The 19287-nt window shown below is 65.4% G+C and carries 22 protein-coding genes; 1 reads left to right on the top strand and 21 read right to left on the bottom strand.

Features of this window, described 5'->3' with window-relative positions; genetic code table 11:
• The 16 genes from uvrC to rpoE all read right to left on the bottom strand — a co-directional run bounded on the left by uvrC (position 1) and on the right by rpoE (position 13702).
• Positions 1-1779, bottom strand: coding sequence for an excinuclease ABC subunit UvrC (gene uvrC, locus METFAM1_RS0101935; RefSeq protein WP_019917825.1), 1779 nt, complete (start codon positions 1777-1779; stop codon positions 1-3).
• 18 nt (positions 1780-1797) lie between these two features.
• The gene (nagZ, locus tag METFAM1_RS0101930; RefSeq protein ID WP_027490989.1) at positions 1798-2832 is read right to left on the bottom strand and encodes a beta-N-acetylhexosaminidase; all 1035 of its coding nucleotides are present in this window, start codon (positions 2830-2832) and stop codon (positions 1798-1800) included.
• Complete coding sequence (gene acpS / locus METFAM1_RS0101925; RefSeq protein ID WP_019917823.1) at positions 2829-3218, bottom strand: holo-ACP synthase; 390 nt, start codon at positions 3216-3218, stop codon at positions 2829-2831. Before acpS ends, nagZ begins: the two co-directional genes overlap by 4 nt.
• Positions 3215-3970: a pyridoxine 5'-phosphate synthase gene (locus tag METFAM1_RS0101920; RefSeq protein WP_019917822.1), complete on the bottom strand. Its 756-nt coding sequence runs from the start codon at positions 3968-3970 to the stop codon at positions 3215-3217. Before METFAM1_RS0101920 ends, acpS begins: the two co-directional genes overlap by 4 nt.
• Before the next feature lie 2 nt (positions 3971-3972).
• Positions 3973-4704 (bottom strand): DNA repair protein RecO, encoded by a 732-nt coding sequence (recO, locus tag METFAM1_RS0101915; RefSeq protein WP_019917821.1) that lies wholly within the window; start codon positions 4702-4704, stop codon positions 3973-3975.
• Between the two features lie 58 nt (positions 4705-4762).
• Complete coding sequence (gene era, locus METFAM1_RS0101910; RefSeq protein ID WP_019917820.1) at positions 4763-5653, bottom strand: GTPase Era; 891 nt, start codon at positions 5651-5653, stop codon at positions 4763-4765.
• Positions 5650-6327 (bottom strand): ribonuclease III, encoded by a 678-nt coding sequence (rnc, locus tag METFAM1_RS0101905; protein ID WP_019917819.1) that lies wholly within the window; start codon positions 6325-6327, stop codon positions 5650-5652. The genes era and rnc overlap by 4 nt, the downstream gene beginning before the upstream one ends.
• Before the next feature lie 4 nt (positions 6328-6331).
• Entirely contained in the window at positions 6332-6697 is a 366-nt protein-coding gene (locus METFAM1_RS0101900) for a DUF4845 domain-containing protein (RefSeq protein ID WP_019917818.1), read from the bottom strand.
• Between the two features lie 44 nt (positions 6698-6741).
• A complete protein-coding gene (lepB, locus tag METFAM1_RS0101895) occupies positions 6742-7554 on the bottom strand; it encodes a signal peptidase I (RefSeq protein ID WP_019917817.1) in 813 nt (270 codons plus the stop codon).
• A gap of 54 nt (positions 7555-7608) precedes the next feature.
• Positions 7609-9402, bottom strand: a complete 1794-nt coding sequence (gene lepA, locus METFAM1_RS0101890) for a translation elongation factor 4 (RefSeq protein ID WP_019917816.1) — start codon at positions 9400-9402, stop codon at positions 7609-7611.
• Positions 9403-9504: 102 nt separating this feature from the next.
• Positions 9505-9762, bottom strand: coding sequence for a glutaredoxin family protein (locus METFAM1_RS0101885; RefSeq protein WP_019917815.1), 258 nt, complete (start codon positions 9760-9762; stop codon positions 9505-9507).
• The gene (locus tag METFAM1_RS0101880; RefSeq protein WP_019917814.1) at positions 9759-11201 is read right to left on the bottom strand and encodes a DegQ family serine endoprotease; all 1443 of its coding nucleotides are present in this window, start codon (positions 11199-11201) and stop codon (positions 9759-9761) included. Before METFAM1_RS0101880 ends, METFAM1_RS0101885 begins: the two co-directional genes overlap by 4 nt.
• Positions 11198-11626 carry a SoxR reducing system RseC family protein gene (locus METFAM1_RS0101875; RefSeq protein ID WP_019917813.1) on the bottom strand — a complete coding sequence of 143 codons (429 nt, stop codon included), beginning with the start codon at positions 11624-11626 and terminating at the stop codon, positions 11198-11200. Before METFAM1_RS0101875 ends, METFAM1_RS0101880 begins: the two co-directional genes overlap by 4 nt.
• Positions 11626-12594 (bottom strand): MucB/RseB family sigma factor regulatory protein, encoded by a 969-nt coding sequence (locus METFAM1_RS0101870; RefSeq protein ID WP_019917811.1) that lies wholly within the window; start codon positions 12592-12594, stop codon positions 11626-11628. The genes METFAM1_RS0101875 and METFAM1_RS0101870 overlap by 1 nt, the downstream gene beginning before the upstream one ends.
• Positions 12591-13097, bottom strand: a complete 507-nt coding sequence (locus tag METFAM1_RS0101865; RefSeq protein ID WP_019917810.1) for a sigma-E factor negative regulatory protein — start codon at positions 13095-13097, stop codon at positions 12591-12593. Before METFAM1_RS0101865 ends, METFAM1_RS0101870 begins: the two co-directional genes overlap by 4 nt.
• Before the next feature lie 5 nt (positions 13098-13102).
• Positions 13103-13702 (bottom strand): RNA polymerase sigma factor RpoE, encoded by a 600-nt coding sequence (rpoE, locus tag METFAM1_RS0101860; RefSeq protein ID WP_019917809.1) that lies wholly within the window; start codon positions 13700-13702, stop codon positions 13103-13105.
• Positions 13703-13934: 232 nt separating this feature from the next.
• Here rpoE and nadB point away from each other — a divergent pair, with 232 nt between their 5' ends.
• A complete protein-coding gene (gene nadB / locus METFAM1_RS0101855) occupies positions 13935-15551 on the top strand; it encodes an L-aspartate oxidase (protein ID WP_024300380.1) in 1617 nt (538 codons plus the stop codon).
• On the opposite strand, the gene METFAM1_RS21375 is transcribed toward nadB, so the two are convergent.
• The 5 genes from METFAM1_RS21375 to fabD all read right to left on the bottom strand — a co-directional run bounded on the left by METFAM1_RS21375 (position 15451) and on the right by fabD (position 19276).
• A complete protein-coding gene (locus METFAM1_RS21375) occupies positions 15451-15903 on the bottom strand; it encodes a protein YgfX (RefSeq protein ID WP_408630420.1) in 453 nt (150 codons plus the stop codon). The two genes, nadB and METFAM1_RS21375, sit on opposite strands and share 101 nt — an antisense overlap.
• A gap of 43 nt (positions 15904-15946) precedes the next feature.
• Positions 15947-17185 (bottom strand): beta-ketoacyl-ACP synthase II, encoded by a 1239-nt coding sequence (gene fabF / locus METFAM1_RS0101850; RefSeq protein ID WP_024300379.1) that lies wholly within the window; start codon positions 17183-17185, stop codon positions 15947-15949.
• A gap of 24 nt (positions 17186-17209) precedes the next feature.
• The gene (gene acpP, locus METFAM1_RS0101845; protein WP_019917806.1) at positions 17210-17455 is read right to left on the bottom strand and encodes an acyl carrier protein; all 246 of its coding nucleotides are present in this window, start codon (positions 17453-17455) and stop codon (positions 17210-17212) included.
• A gap of 136 nt (positions 17456-17591) precedes the next feature.
• Complete coding sequence (gene fabG / locus METFAM1_RS0101840; RefSeq protein WP_019917805.1) at positions 17592-18338, bottom strand: 3-oxoacyl-ACP reductase FabG; 747 nt, start codon at positions 18336-18338, stop codon at positions 17592-17594.
• Positions 18338-19276, bottom strand: a complete 939-nt coding sequence (gene fabD, locus METFAM1_RS0101835; RefSeq protein ID WP_019917804.1) for an ACP S-malonyltransferase — start codon at positions 19274-19276, stop codon at positions 18338-18340. The genes fabG and fabD overlap by 1 nt, the downstream gene beginning before the upstream one ends.
• Positions 19277-19287: the final 11 nt, after the last annotated feature.

The raw sequence follows: 19287 nt of genomic DNA, 5'->3' as shown, positions 1-19287 counted from the left end.
CTAGTTTAACTGCCGCTGTATCTGTTCGGCGAGCTTGCGGCTGATGCCTTCGACCCGGCACAGGTCTTCGACCGTGGCATTGCGCACGCCGGCCAGCCCGCCGAAGGTGGTGAGCAGGCGCTTGCGGCGCGCCGGACCGATGCCCGGAATGTCTTCCAGCGTCGACGTCAGCCGCTTCTTCGCGCGCTTGGCGCGGTGACCCGCGATGGCGAAACGGTGCGCCTCGTCGCGGATTTCGGCGATCAGGTGCAGGGCCGGGTGGTCGGGACCAAGCACCAGGCCCGCGGCGACACCCGGGCGTATCAGCTCCTCGGCGCCCATCTTGCGCTCTTCGCCCTTGGCCACGCCGACCAGCGGCAGATCGAGCCCGAGTTCGGCCATCACCTCGACGGCGATGCCGAGCTGGCCCTTGCCGCCGTCGATCAGCACCAGATCGGGCCGCGCGCCCTCGCCGCTCGCCACCTTCTCGTAGCGCCGCGTCAGCACCTGACGCATCGCCGCGTAGTCGTCACCCGGCGTGATGCCGTCGATGTTGTAGCGGCGGTACTCGCCGTTGCGCATCGCGCCGTTGGCCCACACGACACAGGAGGCGACGGTCGCTTCACCCATCGTGTGACTGATGTCGAAGCATTCGATGCGCTCCGGTGCGATATCGAGTTCGAGCGCCTCGACCAGTGCGGCGACGCGGTGCGACGCGCGCGCGCCGGCGTCGATCTTCGCGCGCAGCGCGATCTCGGCGTTCTTCAGCGCCATGTCCGCCCACGCGCGTTCGCGTTCGTTGCGGGCGAGCGCAAGTGTCGAGCCGGGCAGCGGGGCCTCCACTTCATCCTCCGGCAGCACATTGACAACGATGCGCCTGGGCGCGTTGCCGCTTGCGTAGTGCTGGCTGAGGAAAGCCACCAGCATGTCGGCCGCGCTGCCCTGCCCGGCCGCCGGGAAGTGGGCGTGATCGCCGAGGTGGCGGCCGCCGCGCACCATCGCGTGATTGACGCAGGCGGCGCCGTCGCGCTCGATGGCCACGACGATGTCGAGGTCCTCGTCGCGCGCGCTGTCAGCGAACTGCTTGTGCAGCACCTTGGACAGCGCACGGATCTGGTCGCGTATCTGCGCCGCCTTCTCGAAGGCGAGCGCTTCGGCGGCGGCGTTCATCTGCGCCGACAGCTTGTCGATCACCTCGGAATGACGGCCATTCAGGAAAAGCGCGGTCAGTCGCACGTCCTCGTCGTAGTCCTCCTTCGACACGAGGTCGACGCAGGGCGCTGAACAGCGGTGGATCTGGTGCAATAGACAGGGCCGCGAACGGTTGGCGAACACGCTGTTTTCGCAGGTGCGCAGCAGGAAGGCACGCTGCACCAGCTGTATCGTGTCGCGCACCGCCCAAACGTTCGGCAGCGGCCCGAAGTAACGCGCGTCGCGCCCCACGGTGCCGCGGAAGAAGCCGATGCGCGGAAAGCGGTCGTTGCTGATGCGGATGTAGGGGTAGGACTTGTCGTCCCGGAACAGGATGTTGTACTTCGGCCGCAGGCTCTTGATCAGGTTGTTCTCGAGGATGAGGGCCTCGGCTTCCGACCTGACGACGGTGATGTCCACCCGCGCGACCTGCGCCACCATGAGGCCGATGCGCGGGCTCGACGGCGTGCGCTGGAAGTAGGACGACACGCGCCGGCGCAGGTTCTTCGCCTTGCCGACGTAGAGCACGTCCTCCTCGGCGCCTATCATGCGATAGACGCCGGGATCCTCCGGCACCGTCGGCAACCAGGCCTTCGCGTCGAAACCCATGCCTCGCGGTGTCCTCTGTCAGGCGATCAGGCGCTGCACCGTGCCGAGCGCATCGCGATAGCGTGCGTCCTGTGCCAGCACCGTGCGATCCCCGTAGGGTTGTTTCGGCATCAGCGACTCGACGCGCGCACTGCGCACGCTGTCGAATGCAGGGCGCCAGCCGTCGATCAGCTTCACCGCCTGGTCGCGCGCATTGCACACCAGCACCATGTCGCAGCCCGCATCCCACGCCGCTTCGGCGCGCGCGACCACGTCGCCCGCCACTGACGCGCCTTCCATCGACAGGTCGTCGCTGAACACCACGCCATCAAAAGCGAGCTTCTCGCGCAGGATGCCCTGCACCCAGGCGCGCGAAAAACCGGCCGGCATGCGATCGACCGCGGGATAGATCACGTGCGCTGGCATGACCGCGTCGATCTGCTTGCCGAGGTCGATGTAGGGACGGATGTCGTCGGCCCAGATGGTGTCGAAGTCGCGCTCGTCGACCGGAATCGCGACGTGCGAATCGGCCTCGGCAAAGCCGTGGCCGGGGAAGTGCTTGCCGACCGACTTCATGCCGGCCGCGCGCAGGCCCTCCGCCAATGCACCCGCCAGCGGCGCGACGATGGCCGGGTCACGGTGGAAGGCGCGATCGCCAATCACGCCGCTGCGACCGAAATCGAGATCGAGCACCGGCGTGAAGGACAGATCAACGCCGAGCGCGCGCAGTTCGGCCGCCAGTACATAGCCGGCGGCACGTGCGTCGGCCAGCGCGCCTTGTGCGTCCGCCTCGTAGCGAATACCCAGCGTGCGCATCGACGGCAGATGGGTAAAGCCATCGGACTTGAAGCGCTGCACCCGGCCACCTTCGTGATCGACCGCGATCAGCAGCGGCGGCCTGCGCACTGCGTGGATGGCATCGGTCAGCGCGGCCAGCTGTTGCGCGTCATGGAAGTTGCGCGCGAACAGGATGAGCCCACCGACCGACGGGTGAGCCAGCAGCTCGCGGTCTTCGGCATCCAGTTCGAAGCCGGCCACGTCGATCATGACCGGTCCGGGCGGGGTCGTTCTCATGCAGTGTTCTCCGTGCGCTCGACCACCACGAAGGCAAGCGCGTGTTCGGTTTCGTCGGATAGCGACAGATGGGCACGCAGGCCGCGTGCGCTCATCCACGCCGTCAACGTTTCGTCGTAGGCGAAGGCAGGTTTGCCCAGATCGTCGTGCGTCACGGCAATCGAACGCAGCAGCACCGGCGTACGGATGCCGGTGCCCAGCGCCTTGCCCAGCGCCTCCTTGGCAGCGAAGCGCTTGGCCAGGAAATGCGCCGGCTGCTTCGCCGATTCGTACTCGGGCACTTCGGCGGCGGCGAGGATGCGCCGCGCGATGGCGTCACCGTCCTCGGCCAGCATGCGCTCAAAACGCGCGACGCCGCACAGGTCGGTGCCGACGCCGAAGATCACGCAGCCCTCCCGGCCGCCTCGCGCATCAGTGCCTTCATTTCGCGCACCGCTTCGCGCAGACCGACGAACACCGAGCGGCTGACGATGGCGTGGCCGATGTGCAGTTCGCGCACGCCCGGCAGTTCGGCCACCGGCTGCACGTTGGCGTAGTTCAGCGCGTGGCCGGCGTTGAAACGCATGCCGAGGTCGCGGATGAGCTTGCCGCCGGCGCGCACCTTATCGAGCTCGACCACCACCGCCTGCGATTCGCGATCGCGGCCGAGGCCGTGGAAGGCGTGAGCGTAGGGGCCGGTGTGCACCTCGCATACCTGGGCACCGATGCGCGCGGCCGCCTCGATCTGCGCTGGCTCGGCGTCGATGAACACGCTGGTGACGATGCCTGCGTCGCGCAGGCGGCCGACCACACCGGTAAGACGCTCTTCCTGCGACACGATGTCCAGCCCGCCCTCGGTCGTCACCTCGTGCCGGCCTTCCGGCACCAGCATCGCCATTTCCGGCTTCAGCGCGCAGGCAATGCCCACCATTTCCTCGGTGGCCGCCATTTCGAGATTGAGCTTGATGTGCACCAGATCGCGCAGCCGGCGCACGTCGTCGTCCTGGATGTGGCGGCGGTCTTCTCGCAGGTGCACGGTGATGCCGTCGGCACCGCCCAGGTGGGCCTCGACCGCCGCCCATACCGGATCCGGTTCATAGGTGCGGCGGGCCTGCCGTATCGTGGCCACGTGGTCGATATTGACGCCCAGTTCGATCATGTTCAGAGATCCTGTAGTTCGATGAAAACGCGCCGCGTGCGCAGCTCCTGTCCCTGCAGATAATGCGCGATCAGCACGCGCATCAGTGTCTTCGCCAGCCGCGCAACCTGCGCGTCGGCGTAGTCGTCGGCGTGGATGGCCAGCGCCTGCGCACCGCTCAGGCTGACCTCGTCCACACCGCCCTCACCTTCGAGCAGACCGAGTTCGGGCTTGTACATGTAGTGCGCCGCCGGATCGATCGCGTCACCGTTGGCATCGTGATCGAGCGTCAGTCCGTAGCCCAGTTCGCGCAGCAGCGCCTTCTCGAAACCGCGCAGCAGCGCCTCGTGGCGCACCGTCTCGGCCGGCGCCAGCGCGAGCTTCTGCACCGCCTCGGCGTACAGGTCGAACAGCGCCGGATGCGCATCGTCGCGCGCCAGCAGGCGCTGCAGCAATTCGTTCAGATAGTAGCCCAGCAGCAGACGCGGACCGGACAGCATGGGCCATGCACGCTGCCATTCGGCACGCGCCAGCGTGCGCAGTTCGCCGGCACCGAACCAGCCCAGATCCAGCGGCTGGAATTCGACCAGCACGCCACGCAGCTGCGAACGCGGCCGTTTGGCGCCGCGCGCCACCAGGCCGATGCGGCCGAAGTCGCGGCTGAACACGTCGACCACCAGGCTCGTTTCGCGATAGGGGTGTGCCTGCAGCAGGAAGGCCGGCTGGCCGTCCACCCGCTGCTTGCCGGAGCTCACGGCACGGCCTTCCCGGCAGTGGGCCCGTCAGCGCGGATGGCGCGCATCACCGAAGTGGTCATGGCTCGAAGCCCAGGCTCTTCAGCGCGCGCTCGTCGTCGGCCCAGCCGCTGCGCACCTTCACGTGCAGTTCGAGAAAGACCTTGGAACCGAACACTTTCTCCATATCGCTGCGCGCGGCCGAACCGACCGACTTCAGTACCTCGCCGCCCTGCCCGATCACGATGCCCTTGTGCGCCTCGCGGCTGACGATGACACAGGCGGCGATGCGGCGCAGAGTGCCTTCCGCCTCGAAGCGCTCGATCTCGACCGCCAGCCCGTAAGGCAGTTCGTCACCCAGTTGCCGGAACAGTTTTTCGCGAATGTATTCGGCGGCGAGGAAGCGCTCGCTACGGTCGGTGAAGTCGTCGGCGTCGAACATCGCCTGACCTTCCGGCAGCAGTTCGCCGGCCACCTTCAGCAGCGCATCGAGCCCGTCGCCGCGCTGCGCGCTGACCGGCATGATGGCGTGGAAGTCGTGCAGCTTCGCGATGCGTTCGACGAAGGGCAGCAGCTTGGCGCGGTCGCCGGTCTTGTCGGTCTTGTTCAGCAGCAGCAGCACTGGGCGGTCCTTCGGCAGCAGCGCGATCACCTCTTCGTCGGCCTCGGTCAGCCGACCGGCTTCAATGACGAACAGGATCACGTCCACGTCGGCCAGCGCCTGCGTGACCGCGCGATTCATCACGCGGTTGAGCGCATTGCGGTGCTTGGTCTGGAAGCCGGGCGTATCGACGAACACGAACTGGTGCGCGTCGCGCGTCAGCACGCCGTGGATGCGGTGACGCGTGGTCTGCGCCTTGGCCGAGGTGATGCTCACCTTCTGGCCGATCAGCCGGTTCATCAGCGTCGACTTGCCGACGTTGGGTCGACCGACGATGGCGATGAAGCCGCAATGAGTGATGTCGGTCATGACTGCCCCTGAAGTTGTTCGAGTGCGCGCGTGGCGGCGGCCTGCTCGGCGTGGCGGCGGCTGCGCCCTTCGCCTTCGGTGCGCAGACCATAGGCTTCGACGATGCAGGCGGCGCAGAACACCGGCGCGTGCGCCGGCCCGGAGGTGGAGGCGATTTCGTAGCGCGGCGGTTTCTTGGCCCGCGCGTGCAGCCATTCCTGCAGCGCCGTCTTCGGGTCGCGGGCGTCGCGCTCGGGATTCAGTGCATTCAGGCGGGCATCAAGCAGCCGTGCGACCACCTTGCGCGCCGCCTCGTAGCCGCCTTCGAGGAAGACTGCGCCGATCAGCGCTTCGAGTGCATTCGCCAGCAGCGCCGGGCGGCTGCGACCGCCGGTCTTCAGCTCGCCCGCGCTGAGCCGCAGCGCGTCGCCGACAGCGATGGCGGCAGCGATTTCGGCCAGCGTGTCTTCCTTCACCAGCGACGCGCGCAGCCGCGACAGCAGGCCTTCGGGCACGTCCGGAAAGCGACGGAAAAGCAGGTCGGTGGCGACGCAGTCGAGCACCGCGTCGCCCAGCAGTTCGAGCCGCTCGTTGTGGGTAGAAGAGAAGCTGCTGTGCGTCAGCGCCTGTGCGAGCAGTGCGCGCGACGCGAAAACGTGGCCGAGCGCCTGCTCGATCTGGGCATCCGGGTTCAACGCGTCAGTTCGACCCCGAGGCCGACCCTTCGAATTCGAACAACAGGCTCACCGGCCCCCACAGCGGTACCTTGCGCTGGTAGGCGAAGGAAATCTCGACGCCCTGGGTGTCCTTGACGATGTCGAGATCGGCCGGCGTGACGCTGGACATTTCGTCCATGATGGCGCGCTTGGCGTAGGCATTGCGGTAGTCGGCGACGGTGCCACCCTTGACCTCGCCGCTCTTCACGATGGCTTTCACGTTCTTCAGGATGGTGTAGTACTCGATCACCGCCGGCACCGACTTCATGCCGAGGATGACGACGATGGCAACCAGACCCGCCACCAGAATGAATCCCACCATGCTCAGACCGGACTGCTTGCGCTGCATCGCTGTCTCCCTGTTGCCTGTTCTGATTGTCTGACGCTGCCTGATCAACGGAAGCTGCCGATGCGGCCGAAATCGATGCCCTTCGGCGGCACGATGGCATCCGCGTGGAACCAGACGAAGAAGGCCTTGCCGACGATGTTGGCGTCCGGCACGAAGCCCCAGACGCGGCTGTCGGCACTCTGGTCGCGGTTGTCGCCCAGCACGAAATAGTGGCCGGCCGGCACCTCGCAGCTCACCCCTTCGTGATTGTAGACACAGTTCTCGCGGCCCGGAAAATCGAGCGCCATCGGTACGTCGGCGCGCGCGTCGCGGTCGTTCAGGATGGAATGTTCGACCTCGCCCAGCGTTTCCGAGTAACGATTGGAATAGTAGGCACGTTCCTTGTGGAAGTAGTCCTCCTGCGCCTTCACCGGCACCTCGACGCCGTTGATGGTGAGTCGCTTGTTCTGGTAGGCGATCTTGTCGCCCGGCAGACCGACCACGCGCTTGATGTAGTCGACCGACGGATCGGCCGGGTAGCGGAACACCATCACATCGCCGCGCTGCGGATCATTCATGTCGACGATCTTGGTGTTGAGCACCGGCAGCCGCACGCCGTAGGTGTATTTGTTCACCAGGATGAAGTCGCCCACCAGCAGGGTCGGAATCATCGAGCCGGACGGAATGCGGAAGGGTTCGACGACGAAACTGCGCAGCGTGAACACGACGATGATGACGGGGAAGAAACTGGCGCCGTACTCAACCCACCACGGATCGGGCGTACCGGCCGGGCGTTGCTTGGCGAACACCGCCTTGTCCATCACCCACAGAATGCCCGTGAGCACACACAGCACAAAAAGAATCAGTGCGAAATTCAAGATGGGAATCCAGTCGCGTTTTAGGTCTGATCGGTCGTCCGGAGGGCCGCCGTCTTATTTGTCATCCACCCGCAGCACGGCAAGGAAGGCTTCCTGCGGAATTTCCACATTGCCCACCTGCTTCATGCGCTTCTTGCCGGCCTTCTGCTTTTCCAGCAGCTTCTTCTTCCGCGTGATGTCGCCGCCGTAGCACTTGGCCAGCACGTTCTTGCGCAGCGCCTTGATCGTTTCGCGCGCGATGATGTGCGCACCGATCGCCGCTTGCACCGGCACGTCGAACATCTGGCGCGGAATCAGTTCGCGCATCTTCGCTGCCACCTCGCGGCCGCGGAACTGCGCGTTGGCCCGATGGACGATGACCGACAGCGCATCGACCTTTTCGCCCGCCACCATCAGATCGAGCTTCACGACGTCGGCGGCGCGGTATTCCTTGAACTCGTAGTCGAGCGAGGCATAGCCGCGTGACACCGATTTCAGCTTGTCGAAGAAGTCGAACACCACTTCGGCCATCGGCAGGTCGTAGGTCAGCTGCACCTGACGGCCGTGGTAGAGCATGTTCACCTGCTGACCGCGCTTCTGCTCACACAGCGTGATCACCGCACCCAGGTAATCCTGCGGCATGAAGATGACCGCCTTGATGATGGGCTCGCGGATTTCGGCGACCTTGGACGTCTCCGGCAGCTTGGACGGGTTTTCCACCATGACGACGCTGCCGTCGTTCATCAGCACCTCGTACACCACGGTCGGCGCCGTCGTGATGAGGTCCATGTCGAATTCGCGTTCCAGCCGCTCCTGCACGATCTCCATGTGCAGCATGCCGAGGAAGCCACAGCGGAAACCGAAGCCCAGCGCCTGCGACACTTCCGGCTCGTACTGCAGCGAGGCGTCGTTCAGCTTGAGCTTTTCCAGCGACTCGCGCAGCTGGTCGTACTCGCTGGCTTCGACCGGGTAAAGACCGGCGAACACCTGCGGCTTGATCTCCTTGAAGCCAGGCAGCGGCGCATCGGCGCGGCGGTCAGCCAGCGTGATGGTGTCGCCAACCTTGGCGGCCTGCAGTTCCTTGATGCCGGAAATGATGAAGCCCACCTCGCCGGCGGACAGACTGGTCTTCTGCACCGACTTCGGCGTGAACACGCCGACCTGGTCGCACTGGTACTGGGCACCGGTCGACATCAGCAGCATCTTGTCCTTGGGCTTCAGCGCGCCATCGACCACGCGCACCAGCATCACCACGCCGACGTAGTTGTCGAACCAGGAATCGATGATGAGCGCCTTCAACGGCGCCTCCGGATCACCCTTGGGCGCCGGAATGCGCGCGATCACCGCTTCGAGGATGTCGTCGATGCCCATGCCGGTCTTGGCCGAACACGGAATGGCGTCGGTCGCGTCGATGCCGATCACGTCCTCGACTTCCTGCTTCGCGTTGTCCGGATCGGCCTGCGGCAGGTCCATCTTGTTCAGCACCGGCACCACCTCGACGCCGAGGTCGAGCGCGGTGTAGCAGTTGGCCACCGTCTGCGCCTCGACGCCCTGAGAGGCGTCGACCACCAGCAACGCGCCTTCGCAGGCGGACAGCGAGCGGCTCACCTCGTAGGAAAAGTCGACGTGGCCCGGGGTGTCGATCAGGTTCAGGTTATAGACCTGACCGTCCTTGGCCTTGTACGACAGCGCAGCGGTCTGCGCCTTGATGGTGATGCCGCGCTCGCGCTCCAGATCCATCGAGTCAAGTACCTGCGCCTCCATCTCACGGTCGGACAGGCCGCCGCAGCGCTGGATCAGCCGGTCCGCCAGCGTGGACTTGCCGTGATCGATGTGGGCGATGATGGAAAAATTTCGGATGTGCTGCATCAGTCGAATGGAATCGGGAACGGAATCAATAAAGGGCGGCGGAAAACAAAAAAGGGCGCCGTGGCGGGCACCCCTGTGCGGTCAGCCGGACCGGGCCTGCAGTCAAGCGCGCGATTCTAGCAGATAGGCCCGTACCGCCCCCTCGTCCAGCCGGTGCCGGCACAGTTCGCGATCGCCGGCACAGAGCACCGGAATGTGCTCGCCATAGGCGTCCTCGAATTCCTCGTGCTCGTCGATATCGATTTCGCGCACGCTGATCCCCTGACCGGCGATCAGCGGCTCGAGCGCCTCGATCAGTTCGTCGCACAGATGACACCAGCGCCGCAGGTAGAGCGTCAGTTCGCGCTGAGCGCCGCTCACTTGCCGTCGCCCTGCCCGTTCGGCGCGCGCAGCGTCAGGAAGGTCTGGCTGTCGCCGCGGCGCACCAGCACCGTCAGCCCGACCTTGGGTTCGATACTGGAGAGGATCTTGTTGAACTGCTCCAGCGTGCCGACCGGCGTCTGCTTGCCGCGGGCGATTACCGCCAGGATGACATCGCCGGCCCGCAGATCGGAGCGCTGGTTGCCGGCAACCTCCTCGACCTTCAGCCCGCCGTCGACCTTCAGTTCGCGTTTCTGCTGCGGCGTCAGCTCGGACAGCACCAGGCCCAGCCGGTTGGGCGCGGGTGCCGCCTCGGGGGCTGCGCCACGGCGAGCCTTGCGCGGGTCGATGCGTTCGTCGCTCAGTTCGGCCACAGTGACGCGGATGTCACGCGTCGCACCGTTGCGCCAGATCTGCGCGACCGACGCCGTGCCCGGCTTCGTCCCGCCCACCAGTCGCGGCAGATCGCCCGACTTCTCGACCTGCTTGCCGTCGAACCGCAGGATCACGTCGCCCGGTTCGATGCCCGCCTTCTCCGCCGGGCCACGCGGCTCGACCGAACTGACCAGCGCACCTTCGGCGTTCGGCAGGCCGAAGGAGTCAGCCAGTTCCTTCGTCACTTCCTGTATGACCACGCCGATGCGTCCGCGCTGTACGCGGCCGGTGGCGCGCAGTTGCGACTGCACATCCATCGCGACGTCGATCGGAATGGCGAAGGAGAGGCCCATGAAACCGCCGTTGCGGCTGTAGATCTGCGAATTGATGCCCACCACCTCGCCGCGCAGATTGAACAGCGGCCCGCCCGAATTGCCGGGATTGATGGCGACGTCGGTCTGGATGAAGGGAACGAAGTTTTCCTGCGGCAGCGAACGTCCCTTGGCCGACACGATGCCGGCGGTGACCGAGCTCTCGAAACCGAAAGGCGAGCCGATGGCCACCACCCACTCGCCGACCTTGAGCTTGTTGGCGTCACCGAAGCGGACGACCGGCAGGCCGGTGGCGTCGATCTTGAGCAGCGCGACGTCGGTGCGCTTGTCGGCACCGATCACGCGCGCCCGGAATTCGCGCTTGTCGGACAGGCGGACGGTGATTTCGTCGGCTTCGTCCACCACGTGCGCGTTGGTCATCAGATAGCCGTCGGCCGAAATGATGAAGCCTGACCCGAGCGAGCGAGCGTCCTGCGAACCCGGCCCACCGGGTTGCTGCGGAATGAAGCGGCGGAAGAAATCGAACATCGGGTCGTCTTCGTCCAGCCCCGGCGGCAACTGCGGCATCGCCCGCGTACTGACCTTCTGCGTCGTGCTGATGTTGACCACTGCCCGGCCCTGCTGCTCGACCAGTTGCGAAAAATCCGGCAGTTCGCGCTGCGCGCTGGCCGGGGGAACGAGGGCAAACAGGCAACTCAGGCTGAACACCGCAGCCGCGAACAGGGATTTCATGATCTGGGCGAAAGGTCGCGACCGGAAAGGATACGCACGGAAGGAATGAGCGTGCTGCGCGAGCGGCTGCCGCGCAGCCAGAGCACTGCCGCGATCAGACCGACCACGGCCCCTGCGGCCACTGAGAGGTCCGAATCGCCGGCAAGCAGCATCGCCAGTGCAACGCCCACGAACAGCGCGAGCAGCGCCACGCCGTAGGTCAGCAGCGCGGCGATCAGCGGCGCCCGCTGCGACACGACGACATCGACGCGTTCGCCTGGCAGCACGGCGACGTCGACGGGTATGACGTAGGTCGCGGCGGCCGATTCACAGGCCCGGCCACAACCGCCACTTTCTGCACATCGACCGCAACCACTCTGGCGCTCGACGTCGACCCAGGCGAAACCATCGGCAACGCGGCGGACCTGACCCGAACGGACGTTCATCAACGCTTCTGTCCCACCGCGTCCGCCATGCGCTGCAGACTGTGCGGCGGCACTTCGCCGAGCGCGGTGATGACGTAGCCCGCCAGCCGTCGCTTGTAGACGTTGACCGCACCGTGCTTCATCGGCCCGACGACGTTTCCGTCCTCCTTGCGGTAGGGCTCGATGAATACCGAGATCGCAGCGAGGCCGTCGGAGAACACCATATGGACCATGTCGGGGCGGTCCGGGCCGAGCGAGCGCTTCATGCCGGCGATCTGGCGGAAGCCCGGCACGTCGCCATTCATCGTCCAGCCGAGGTCGGCATTCTGGGCCTGGGTCGAATTCGCCGTGTGCACCTTCCAGCCGGACGACGAGGCGGCCAGCCTGGATTGCACGTCCTCACGCGTCAGCGCCGGACCGAGCTGCAGCTGGGCGAAGGCGAACTGTTCGATCGGTTCGCTGCGCTCGTTCACCATGCGAGCCTTCAGCAAGAGACCGGTCTGTGCCTCGATCCAGAACATGTGACCGTAGCGGTAACCGTCCTTCGGCTCGAGCAGCACCGACTGGGTATCGAAGCCCGCGACGCGGCCAGGTGGGCCTTTGCGAACCGTGTAGTAATCGCTGAGCGCGCCGACCGATTCCGGCAACAGCGACGGGAAAGTCTTCCGTGCGCCACGCCGGTCCTCGATGATGATTTTTTCCTTCGGCAGGTAGCAACGCACCTCGTCATTGACGCGGATGACCTCGCGCGGGCTACCGTCAAGCACTTCCAGCCGTTCCACCGAATTGCCTTCGGTGTCGACGTAGTGCGCGACTCGCGAGGTTTCGACGTTCGAACCGCTCTGATAGACAAAGGTGCCGATGTAGGAGGTGCGCTGCGAGGCGCTCACCGCTCGCCCGAGGAGAGACAGCGCTTCAGGCTGCCCCTGGGCCAGCGCGCCCTGCGCAAACAGCAGGGACGCAAACAGCCAGACTGCCCGCACGATCATCGACGGTCGTCGGTCTGCGGATCCGAAACGCCGCGCGCGTAGAGCGCGACGCCCTGCATGCTGCCGGTCGGCGAGTAACCCTGATGCGCGACCAGATAGGCGCGAAGGGGCGATTCAGTCTGTGCGAGCTGCACCGGCACGACCACCGGAGCAACCGCCAGTTGCGGCTGCACGTCGGGAGCGGACATGAGGTCGAGCCCCAACCAGGACACCAGCGCGACGCCGGCAACGGCCGCCGCGGCGGGCATCCACAGCCGCTTCGCCTCGGGCTGGACGCGGAAGGCGACCGGCGCCAGCACCGTGGGCTCGTCGTCGAGCCGGCTCATGACCGACGCCGTGAAACGCGCGTCGAAACCGCCGTCGCCACGCAGCACATCGCCAATCATCACCTGCAATGCAAACTCATCGCGCAGATCGCCGTCCGCGTGCAGGCGGTCCAGCACCTGCTGCGACGTGCGCTCATCGAGCTCGTCGTCGATGAATGCGCTCAGATTCTCTTTCATGCCTGTTACCACCTCTTGTCGGGAGCCGTGTCGAGCAGCGGCCGCAGCTTCTCGGCGATCGCCTCCCGGGCACGGAAAATGCGCGAACGCACCGTCCCGATCGGACAATCCATCACTGTCGCGATCTCCTCGTAGGCCATGCCTTCGAGCTCACGCAACATGATGGCTGTGCGCAGTTCTTCGGGCAGTGCTTCCATTGCGGAGGTCACCGTCTGTCCGATCTGCTTGGTCAGCAGCAGCCGCTCGGGGGTGTTGATGTCCCGGAGGTTGTCGCTGTCGTCAAAGTTTTCCGCCTCTTCGGAATCGAACTCCGTGCTGGTCGGGGCTCTGCGCCCCTGCGACACGAGGTAGTTCTTCGCCGTATTGACGCCTATCCTGTACAGCCACGTGTAAAACGCGCTTTCACCGCGGAACGAGGGCAGCGCACGGTAAGCCTTGATGAAGGCCTCCTGTGCCACGTCTTCCACTTCGGCCGGGTCGCGTATCAGGCGCGACAGCAGCCGTCCGAGCTTGCGCTGATACTTGCTGACCAACAGACCGAAGGCCTGCTTGTCGCCGCGTTGCGCACGCTCGACAAGCAGCTGGTCAACCTCTCGCTCGCTCATCTGGGCCGATGTTGTGCCACCCGGGTCTTTCACCGGCGCGGGTTTTGAACTGGCGCGCAGTATATCCGAGCGCGCAGGCCTGGGTACCACTTGGAGGGGGTGTAGTGTCGCGTCCATGCCTGCACAGACCGGGGGCTTACGACAAAGTTCATTGCAGCGGGTACATCTGCGGCCGGCATCCTCTCGCTGCGCTGCGATATAGTGCAGCCCTCCCATTGAAGTGCTGATCGCCGTGCAGACATTCGACGTGCTGGTACTCGGAAGCGGCCTGGCCGGACAGGCGCTCGCTTTGCGACTGGCGGAAGCCGGTCGCCAGGTCGCCCTGGTCACCAAGCAGAAGCTGGAGGACTCGGCGTCCAGCTGGGCCCAGGGTGGCGTGGCTGCCGTGCTCGACAGCGAGGACTCGGTCGAGGCGCATCTGCGCGACACCCTGGTCGCCGGTGCCGGACTGTGCGACCCGGAAGCCAGCCGCTTCGTGGTCGAGAACGGCCGACGGGCAATCGAATGGCTGATCGGCCGCGGCGTTCCCTTCACGCGCGACGACCAAACTTCGCTCGGTTACCACCTGACGCGCGAGGGCGGCCACAGCCACCGCCGCATCGTGCATGTGGCCGACGCAACCGGCTCGGCCATCCAGATGACGCTGACCGGACAGGTCAAGGCGCACCCGAACATCCATATCTTCGAACGCCATCTGGCGGTCGATCTGATCGTCGGCTGGAAGATCGGTCGCCCCGAACTGGGCTGCGCCGGCGCCTACGTCCTCGATATCGAGAACGAACGCGTCGATACCTTTGCGGCGCCAGTGGTCGTGCTGGCAACCGGCGGTGCCGGCAAGGTCTATCTATACACGACCAATCCGGACACCGCGACCGGCGACGGCATCGCGATGGCCTGGCGCGCCGGTTGCCGGGTGGGAAACATGGAGTTCATCCAGTTCCATCCGACCTGCCTCTACCATCCGCACGCCAAGTCTTTCCTGATCACCGAGGCGATGCGCGGCGAGGGCGGCCTGTTGCGGCTGCCCGACGGCGAGCGCTTCATGCCGGCGCACGACGAGCGCGCCGAACTGGCGCCGCGCGATGTCGTGGCACGGGCGATCGACTACGAAATGAAGAAGCGCGGTCTCGACTGCGTCTATCTCGACGTATCGCACAAACCGGCCGACTTCCTGATCAGCCATTTCCCGAATATCCATGCCCGCTGTCTCGAACTGGGCATAGACATTACGCGGCAACCCATCCCTGTCGTGCCGGCGGCGCACTACACCTGCGGCGGCGTCAAAGTCGACCAGCGTGCGCACACCGATGTCGACGGCCTGTACGCGATCGGTGAAACCAGTTACACCGGCCTGCACGGCGCCAACCGGCTGGCCAGCAACTCGCTGCTCGAGTGCCTCGTCTATGCGGAGTCTGCGGCACAGGACATTCTCGCCCGCCCCGGCTCTTCCCTGCCCGAGCTGCCGGCCTGGGACGAAAGCCGCGTGACCGACGCCGACGAAGAGGTGGTGATCGCGCACAACTGGGACGAACTGCGCCGCTTCATGTGGGACTACGTCGGCATCGTCCGCACCAACAAGCGCCTTGAACGCGCACTGCACCGCATCCGTCTGCTCGAACGCGAAATCGACGAGTACTACGCGCACTTCCGCATCAGCAATGACCTGATCGAATTGCGCAATCTGGTCATGACCGCCCATCTCATCGTGCGCAGCGCGATGCAGCGGCACGAAAGCCGCGGCCTGCATTTCAGTCGTGACTACCCCGATACCAGCGACGCAGCCAGCCCGACCATCCTGCGTCCGCGTCGCTCGCGTCAGCCTGAAGAACTGCACGCAACCACAGCCTGAAGCGTCGGTAGTCGTCGATGCTGTCGAACTGATCCGCAAACAGCAGCAACAACTGCCGCCGCCCCCCCTCCTCCTCCAGTTTGACTGAGGTCCACGAACGCCCCATCCGTGCGGCGCGCGGACGGCCACGCAGCGCCTCACCTGCTGACTGCGCGCACGTGAGGGATTCACCGTCGTCGCTCGCCAGCCCGCACACGCGTGCGGCCCGCCTGCACGCCGCCACGGTCAGCAGCAGCGCAATCGTACAGAGCACGATGACAATAGGGCGCCCCAACAGCGCAGACGCGAGGATGGCAAGCAGTGAGGCGAAAAAAAGGGCCACGTCGCGAAGACGTGACCCTTTCAGATGCATCTGCCGGAAGCCCTGAAGCCGCTCGCGGTTCAAGGCCGGTCGCTCACATGCGACGGAAGACCAGCGTCGCGTTCGTGCCGCCGAAACCGAAGGAATTCGACAGCGCGGAACGGATGTTGATCTCGCGCGGCACCAGCGGCACGTAATCGAGATCGCAGGCCGGATCCTGGTCGCGCAGATTGGCGGTCGGCGGCGCGATCTGCTTGTGGATCGCCATCACCGTCACCACCGCCTCGATACCCGCGGCCGCGCCCAGTGCGTGACCGGTCATGGACTTGGTCGAGCTGACGCACAGCGTTTTGGCGTGCTCACCAAAACAGCGCTTGATCGCCACCGTTTCGGCAATGTCGCCCAGCGGCGTGGATGTACCGTGAGCGTTGATGTAGTCGACTTCGTCCAGTGCCACACCACCGTTGCGCAGTGCATTCGCCATGCTGCGCGACGCACCTTCGCCGTCCTCGCAGGGCGCGGTGATGTGATGCGCGTCGGCACTCATGCCGTAGCCGGCGAGTTCGCAGTAGATGCGTGCGCCGCGGGCCTTCGCATGCTCGTACTCCTCGAGCACCAGCACGCCAGCACCTTCACCCAGCACGAAGCCGTCACGACCGCTGTCCCACGGACGGCTGGCGGTCTCCGGATCATCGTTGCGGCCCGACAGCGCCTTGGCAGCGGCGAAGCCGGCCACGCCCAGCGGGCACATCGTCGATTCGGCACCACCGGCAATCATCACGTCGGCGTCACCATACTCGATCAGGCGCATCGCTTCGCCAATCGAGTGGTTGGCCGTCGCGCAGGCACTGACGGTCGCAAAATTCGGGCCCTTGAAACCGTAGTTGATGGCCACGATGCCGGAGATCATGTTGATGATCGAGCCCGGCACGAAGAACGGCGACACTTTGCGCACGCCGCCCGCCAGCATGGCGTTGTGCGTTTCCTCGATCATCGGCAGGCCGCCGATGCCCGAGCCGACGCAGACGCCGATGCGCTCGGCGTTGGCCGGATTCGCCTCGAGTCCGGCATCGCGGATGGCATCCATCGAGGCAGCGATGCCGAAATGGATGAAGGTGTCGAAACGCCGTGCCTCTTTCGGAGACAGGTAGTTGGCGACGTCGAAATCGCGCACTTCGCCCGCGATCTGGACAGGCAGTTCGGACGGATCGAAACGCGTGATGCGACGGATCCCCGACTTTGCCGCCAGGATGTTCTCCCAGGCTTGTCCGACCGTGTTCCCGACCGGGGAAATGATGCCCAAGCCGGTGACAACTATTCTTTTACGTGCCAAAACGTACTCCGCTCGATGAAACGATCAGGCCTTGCTGGCCAGATGACGGTTCACGTAATCGATGGCCTGTTGCACCGAGGTGATCTTCTCGGCTTCTTCGTCGGGGATCTCGCACTCGAACTCTTCTTCGAGCGCCATGACCAGTTCAACCGTATCGAGCGAGTCAGCGCCCAGATCGTCGACGAAGGACGATTCGTTCTTGATCTCGGCTTCGTTGACGCCCAGTTGTTCGGCAACGATCTTCTTGACGCGTTGTTCGATGTTTTCCATTGCGGTACTCCTTCCCTGTGTATGCCCTGACTAGAGCGTGAGAGCGCGAAAAAAAAGTGGCGCGAGTGTAACAGAAAGCCTGGCCCACTTCGCCTTTGGAGGTGTATGGCGCTTGCGCGCCGCACACCGCCGAATATCAATGCATGAACATCCCGCCATTCACATGCAGCGTACTGCCGGTCACGTAGGCGGCGAGCGGCGACGCGAGGAACACGACAGCGGCGGCCACTTCGTCGGACGAGCCGAGGCGACCCAGCGGAATCTGGCCCAGCAGGGCGTCACGGGCGGCATCGCCCAGCGCCTCGGTCATATCGGTGGCGATGAAGCCCGGCGCCACGCAATTCACGGTGATGTTGCGCGAACCGAGTTCGCGCGCCAGCGCCATGCTCATGCCGGCGACGCCTGCCTTGGCGGCGGCATAGTTGGCCTGCCCCGGATTGCCGGTCTCGCCGACCACCGATGTGATGTTGATGATGCGGCCGCTACGCGCCTTCATCATGCCCTTCATCACGGCACGCGACATCGTGAACACCGCCTTCAGGTTGGTGTCGATGACCGCCTGCCACTCGTCGTCCTTCATCCGCATCGCGAGATTGTCGCGCGTGATGCCGGCGTTGTTCACCAGCACGGAAACGGTGCCGAAGTCCTTCTCGATCGCGCTGATCGCGGCGGGAATCGCCGCAGTATCAGTCACGTCGAGCACGATGCCCCGCCCCCGGACGCCTGCGGTCTCGAACGACTGCTGTATGCCTGCAGCGCCGGCTTCACTGGTCGCGGTGCCGATCACCGTGGCGCCCGCCTGGCCGAGCGCCAGCGCAATCGCGCGACCGATGCCCCGGCTGGCGCCGGTCACCAGCGCAATCTGTCCGTCGAGAACACCCATCAATTCACTCCGATCTGTTGAGCAAGCTGTTCCAGCGCAGCACCGTCGGACAGCGCCACGCCATTCAGGTTGCGGTCGATGCGTTTGGTCAGGCCGGCCAGCACCTTGCCCGGGCCGCACTCGGCGACCGTGATGACGCCCAGTTCTGCCATCCGCTGGATTACCTCGACCCAACGCACCGGCGCTGCCGCCTGACGGACCAGCGCGTCGCGGATCGCGTCCGGCTCTTCCGGCGAGGCAACGTCGACGTTATTGACCAGCATGATCTGCGGCCGGCGGAATTCGACGTCGGGCAGCGCCTGGGCCAGCTTTTCGGCGGCCGGCTGCATCAGGCTGCAATGGAAGGGCGCACTGACCGGCAGCGCGACCGTACGCTTGGCACCGCGCTCCGACAGCAACGCCATCGCCCGCTGGACGGCGGCGGCGTGGCCGGCGATCACCGTCTGCTCGGGCGAGTTGAAATTCACTGCAGCGACCACTTCACCTTGTGCGGCGGCGTCGCAGCAGGCCTGCACTGCAGCGGCGTCCAGACCCAGCACGGCGGCCATCGCGCCGGTACCGGCCGGCACGGCGTCCTGCATCGCCTGCGCGCGCAGACGAACCAGCGGCACGGCATCCTTCAGCCTGAGCACACCGGCAGCGACCAGCGCTGCGTACTCGCCCAAGCTGTGCCCGGCGACGACATCAGGGGTACGACCGGTACGCTTGACCCAGCTGCGGAACACCGCGACGCCGGCAGTCAGCATCAGCGGCTGCGTGTTGGTGGTCAACGACAGACGCTCAGCGGGACCATCGGCCGCCATCGCCCACAGGTCCTCACCCAGCGCGAGCGAGGCCTCGTCAAAAGCCGCGCGGATTTCGGCATCGTCGCCATAGGCGGCCATCATGCCGACCGATTGCGAACCCTGGCCCGGAAAAACGAATGCGAATTTCTGCATGGAAGACATCG

This window comes from Methyloversatilis discipulorum (genome assembly GCF_000527135.1).
GTDB lineage: Bacteria > Pseudomonadota > Gammaproteobacteria > Burkholderiales > Rhodocyclaceae > Methyloversatilis > Methyloversatilis discipulorum.
The sequence above is the reverse complement of the archived record's forward strand: the minus strand, read 5'-3'. Positions and strand labels throughout refer to the sequence as shown.

Coding starts and splice junctions, on each gene's coding strand:
- fabG (WP_019917805.1), bottom strand. CDS start 18,338: ATGGGTGTTCTCGACGGACAGATTGCGCTGGTGACCGGCGCCAGCCGG.
- METFAM1_RS0101865 (WP_019917810.1), bottom strand. CDS start 13,097: ATGAAAGAGAATCTGAGCGCATTCATCGACGACGAGCTCGATGAGCGC.
- acpP (WP_019917806.1), bottom strand. CDS start 17,455: ATGGAAAACATCGAACAACGCGTCAAGAAGATCGTTGCCGAACAACTG.
- rpoE (WP_019917809.1), bottom strand. CDS start 13,702: ATGAGCGAGCGAGAGGTTGACCAGCTGCTTGTCGAGCGTGCGCAACGC.
- era (WP_019917820.1), bottom strand. CDS start 5,653: ATGACCGACATCACTCATTGCGGCTTCATCGCCATCGTCGGTCGACCC.
- uvrC (WP_019917825.1), bottom strand. CDS start 1,779: ATGGGTTTCGACGCGAAGGCCTGGTTGCCGACGGTGCCGGAGGATCCC.
- fabD (WP_019917804.1), bottom strand. CDS start 19,276: ATGCAGAAATTCGCATTCGTTTTTCCGGGCCAGGGTTCGCAATCGGTC.
- METFAM1_RS21375 (WP_408630420.1), bottom strand. CDS start 15,903: ATGCATCTGAAAGGGTCACGTCTTCGCGACGTGGCCCTTTTTTTCGCC.
- nagZ (WP_027490989.1), bottom strand. CDS start 2,832: ATGAGAACGACCCCGCCCGGACCGGTCATGATCGACGTGGCCGGCTTC.
- METFAM1_RS0101880 (WP_019917814.1), bottom strand. CDS start 11,201: ATGAAATCCCTGTTCGCGGCTGCGGTGTTCAGCCTGAGTTGCCTGTTT.
- lepA (WP_019917816.1), bottom strand. CDS start 9,402: ATGCAGCACATCCGAAATTTTTCCATCATCGCCCACATCGATCACGGC.
- METFAM1_RS0101900 (WP_019917818.1), bottom strand. CDS start 6,697: ATGCAGCGCAAGCAGTCCGGTCTGAGCATGGTGGGATTCATTCTGGTG.
- METFAM1_RS0101920 (WP_019917822.1), bottom strand. CDS start 3,970: ATGATCGAACTGGGCGTCAATATCGACCACGTGGCCACGATACGGCAG.
- METFAM1_RS0101875 (WP_019917813.1), bottom strand. CDS start 11,626: ATGAACGTCCGTTCGGGTCAGGTCCGCCGCGTTGCCGATGGTTTCGCC.
- METFAM1_RS0101870 (WP_019917811.1), bottom strand. CDS start 12,594: ATGATCGTGCGGGCAGTCTGGCTGTTTGCGTCCCTGCTGTTTGCGCAG.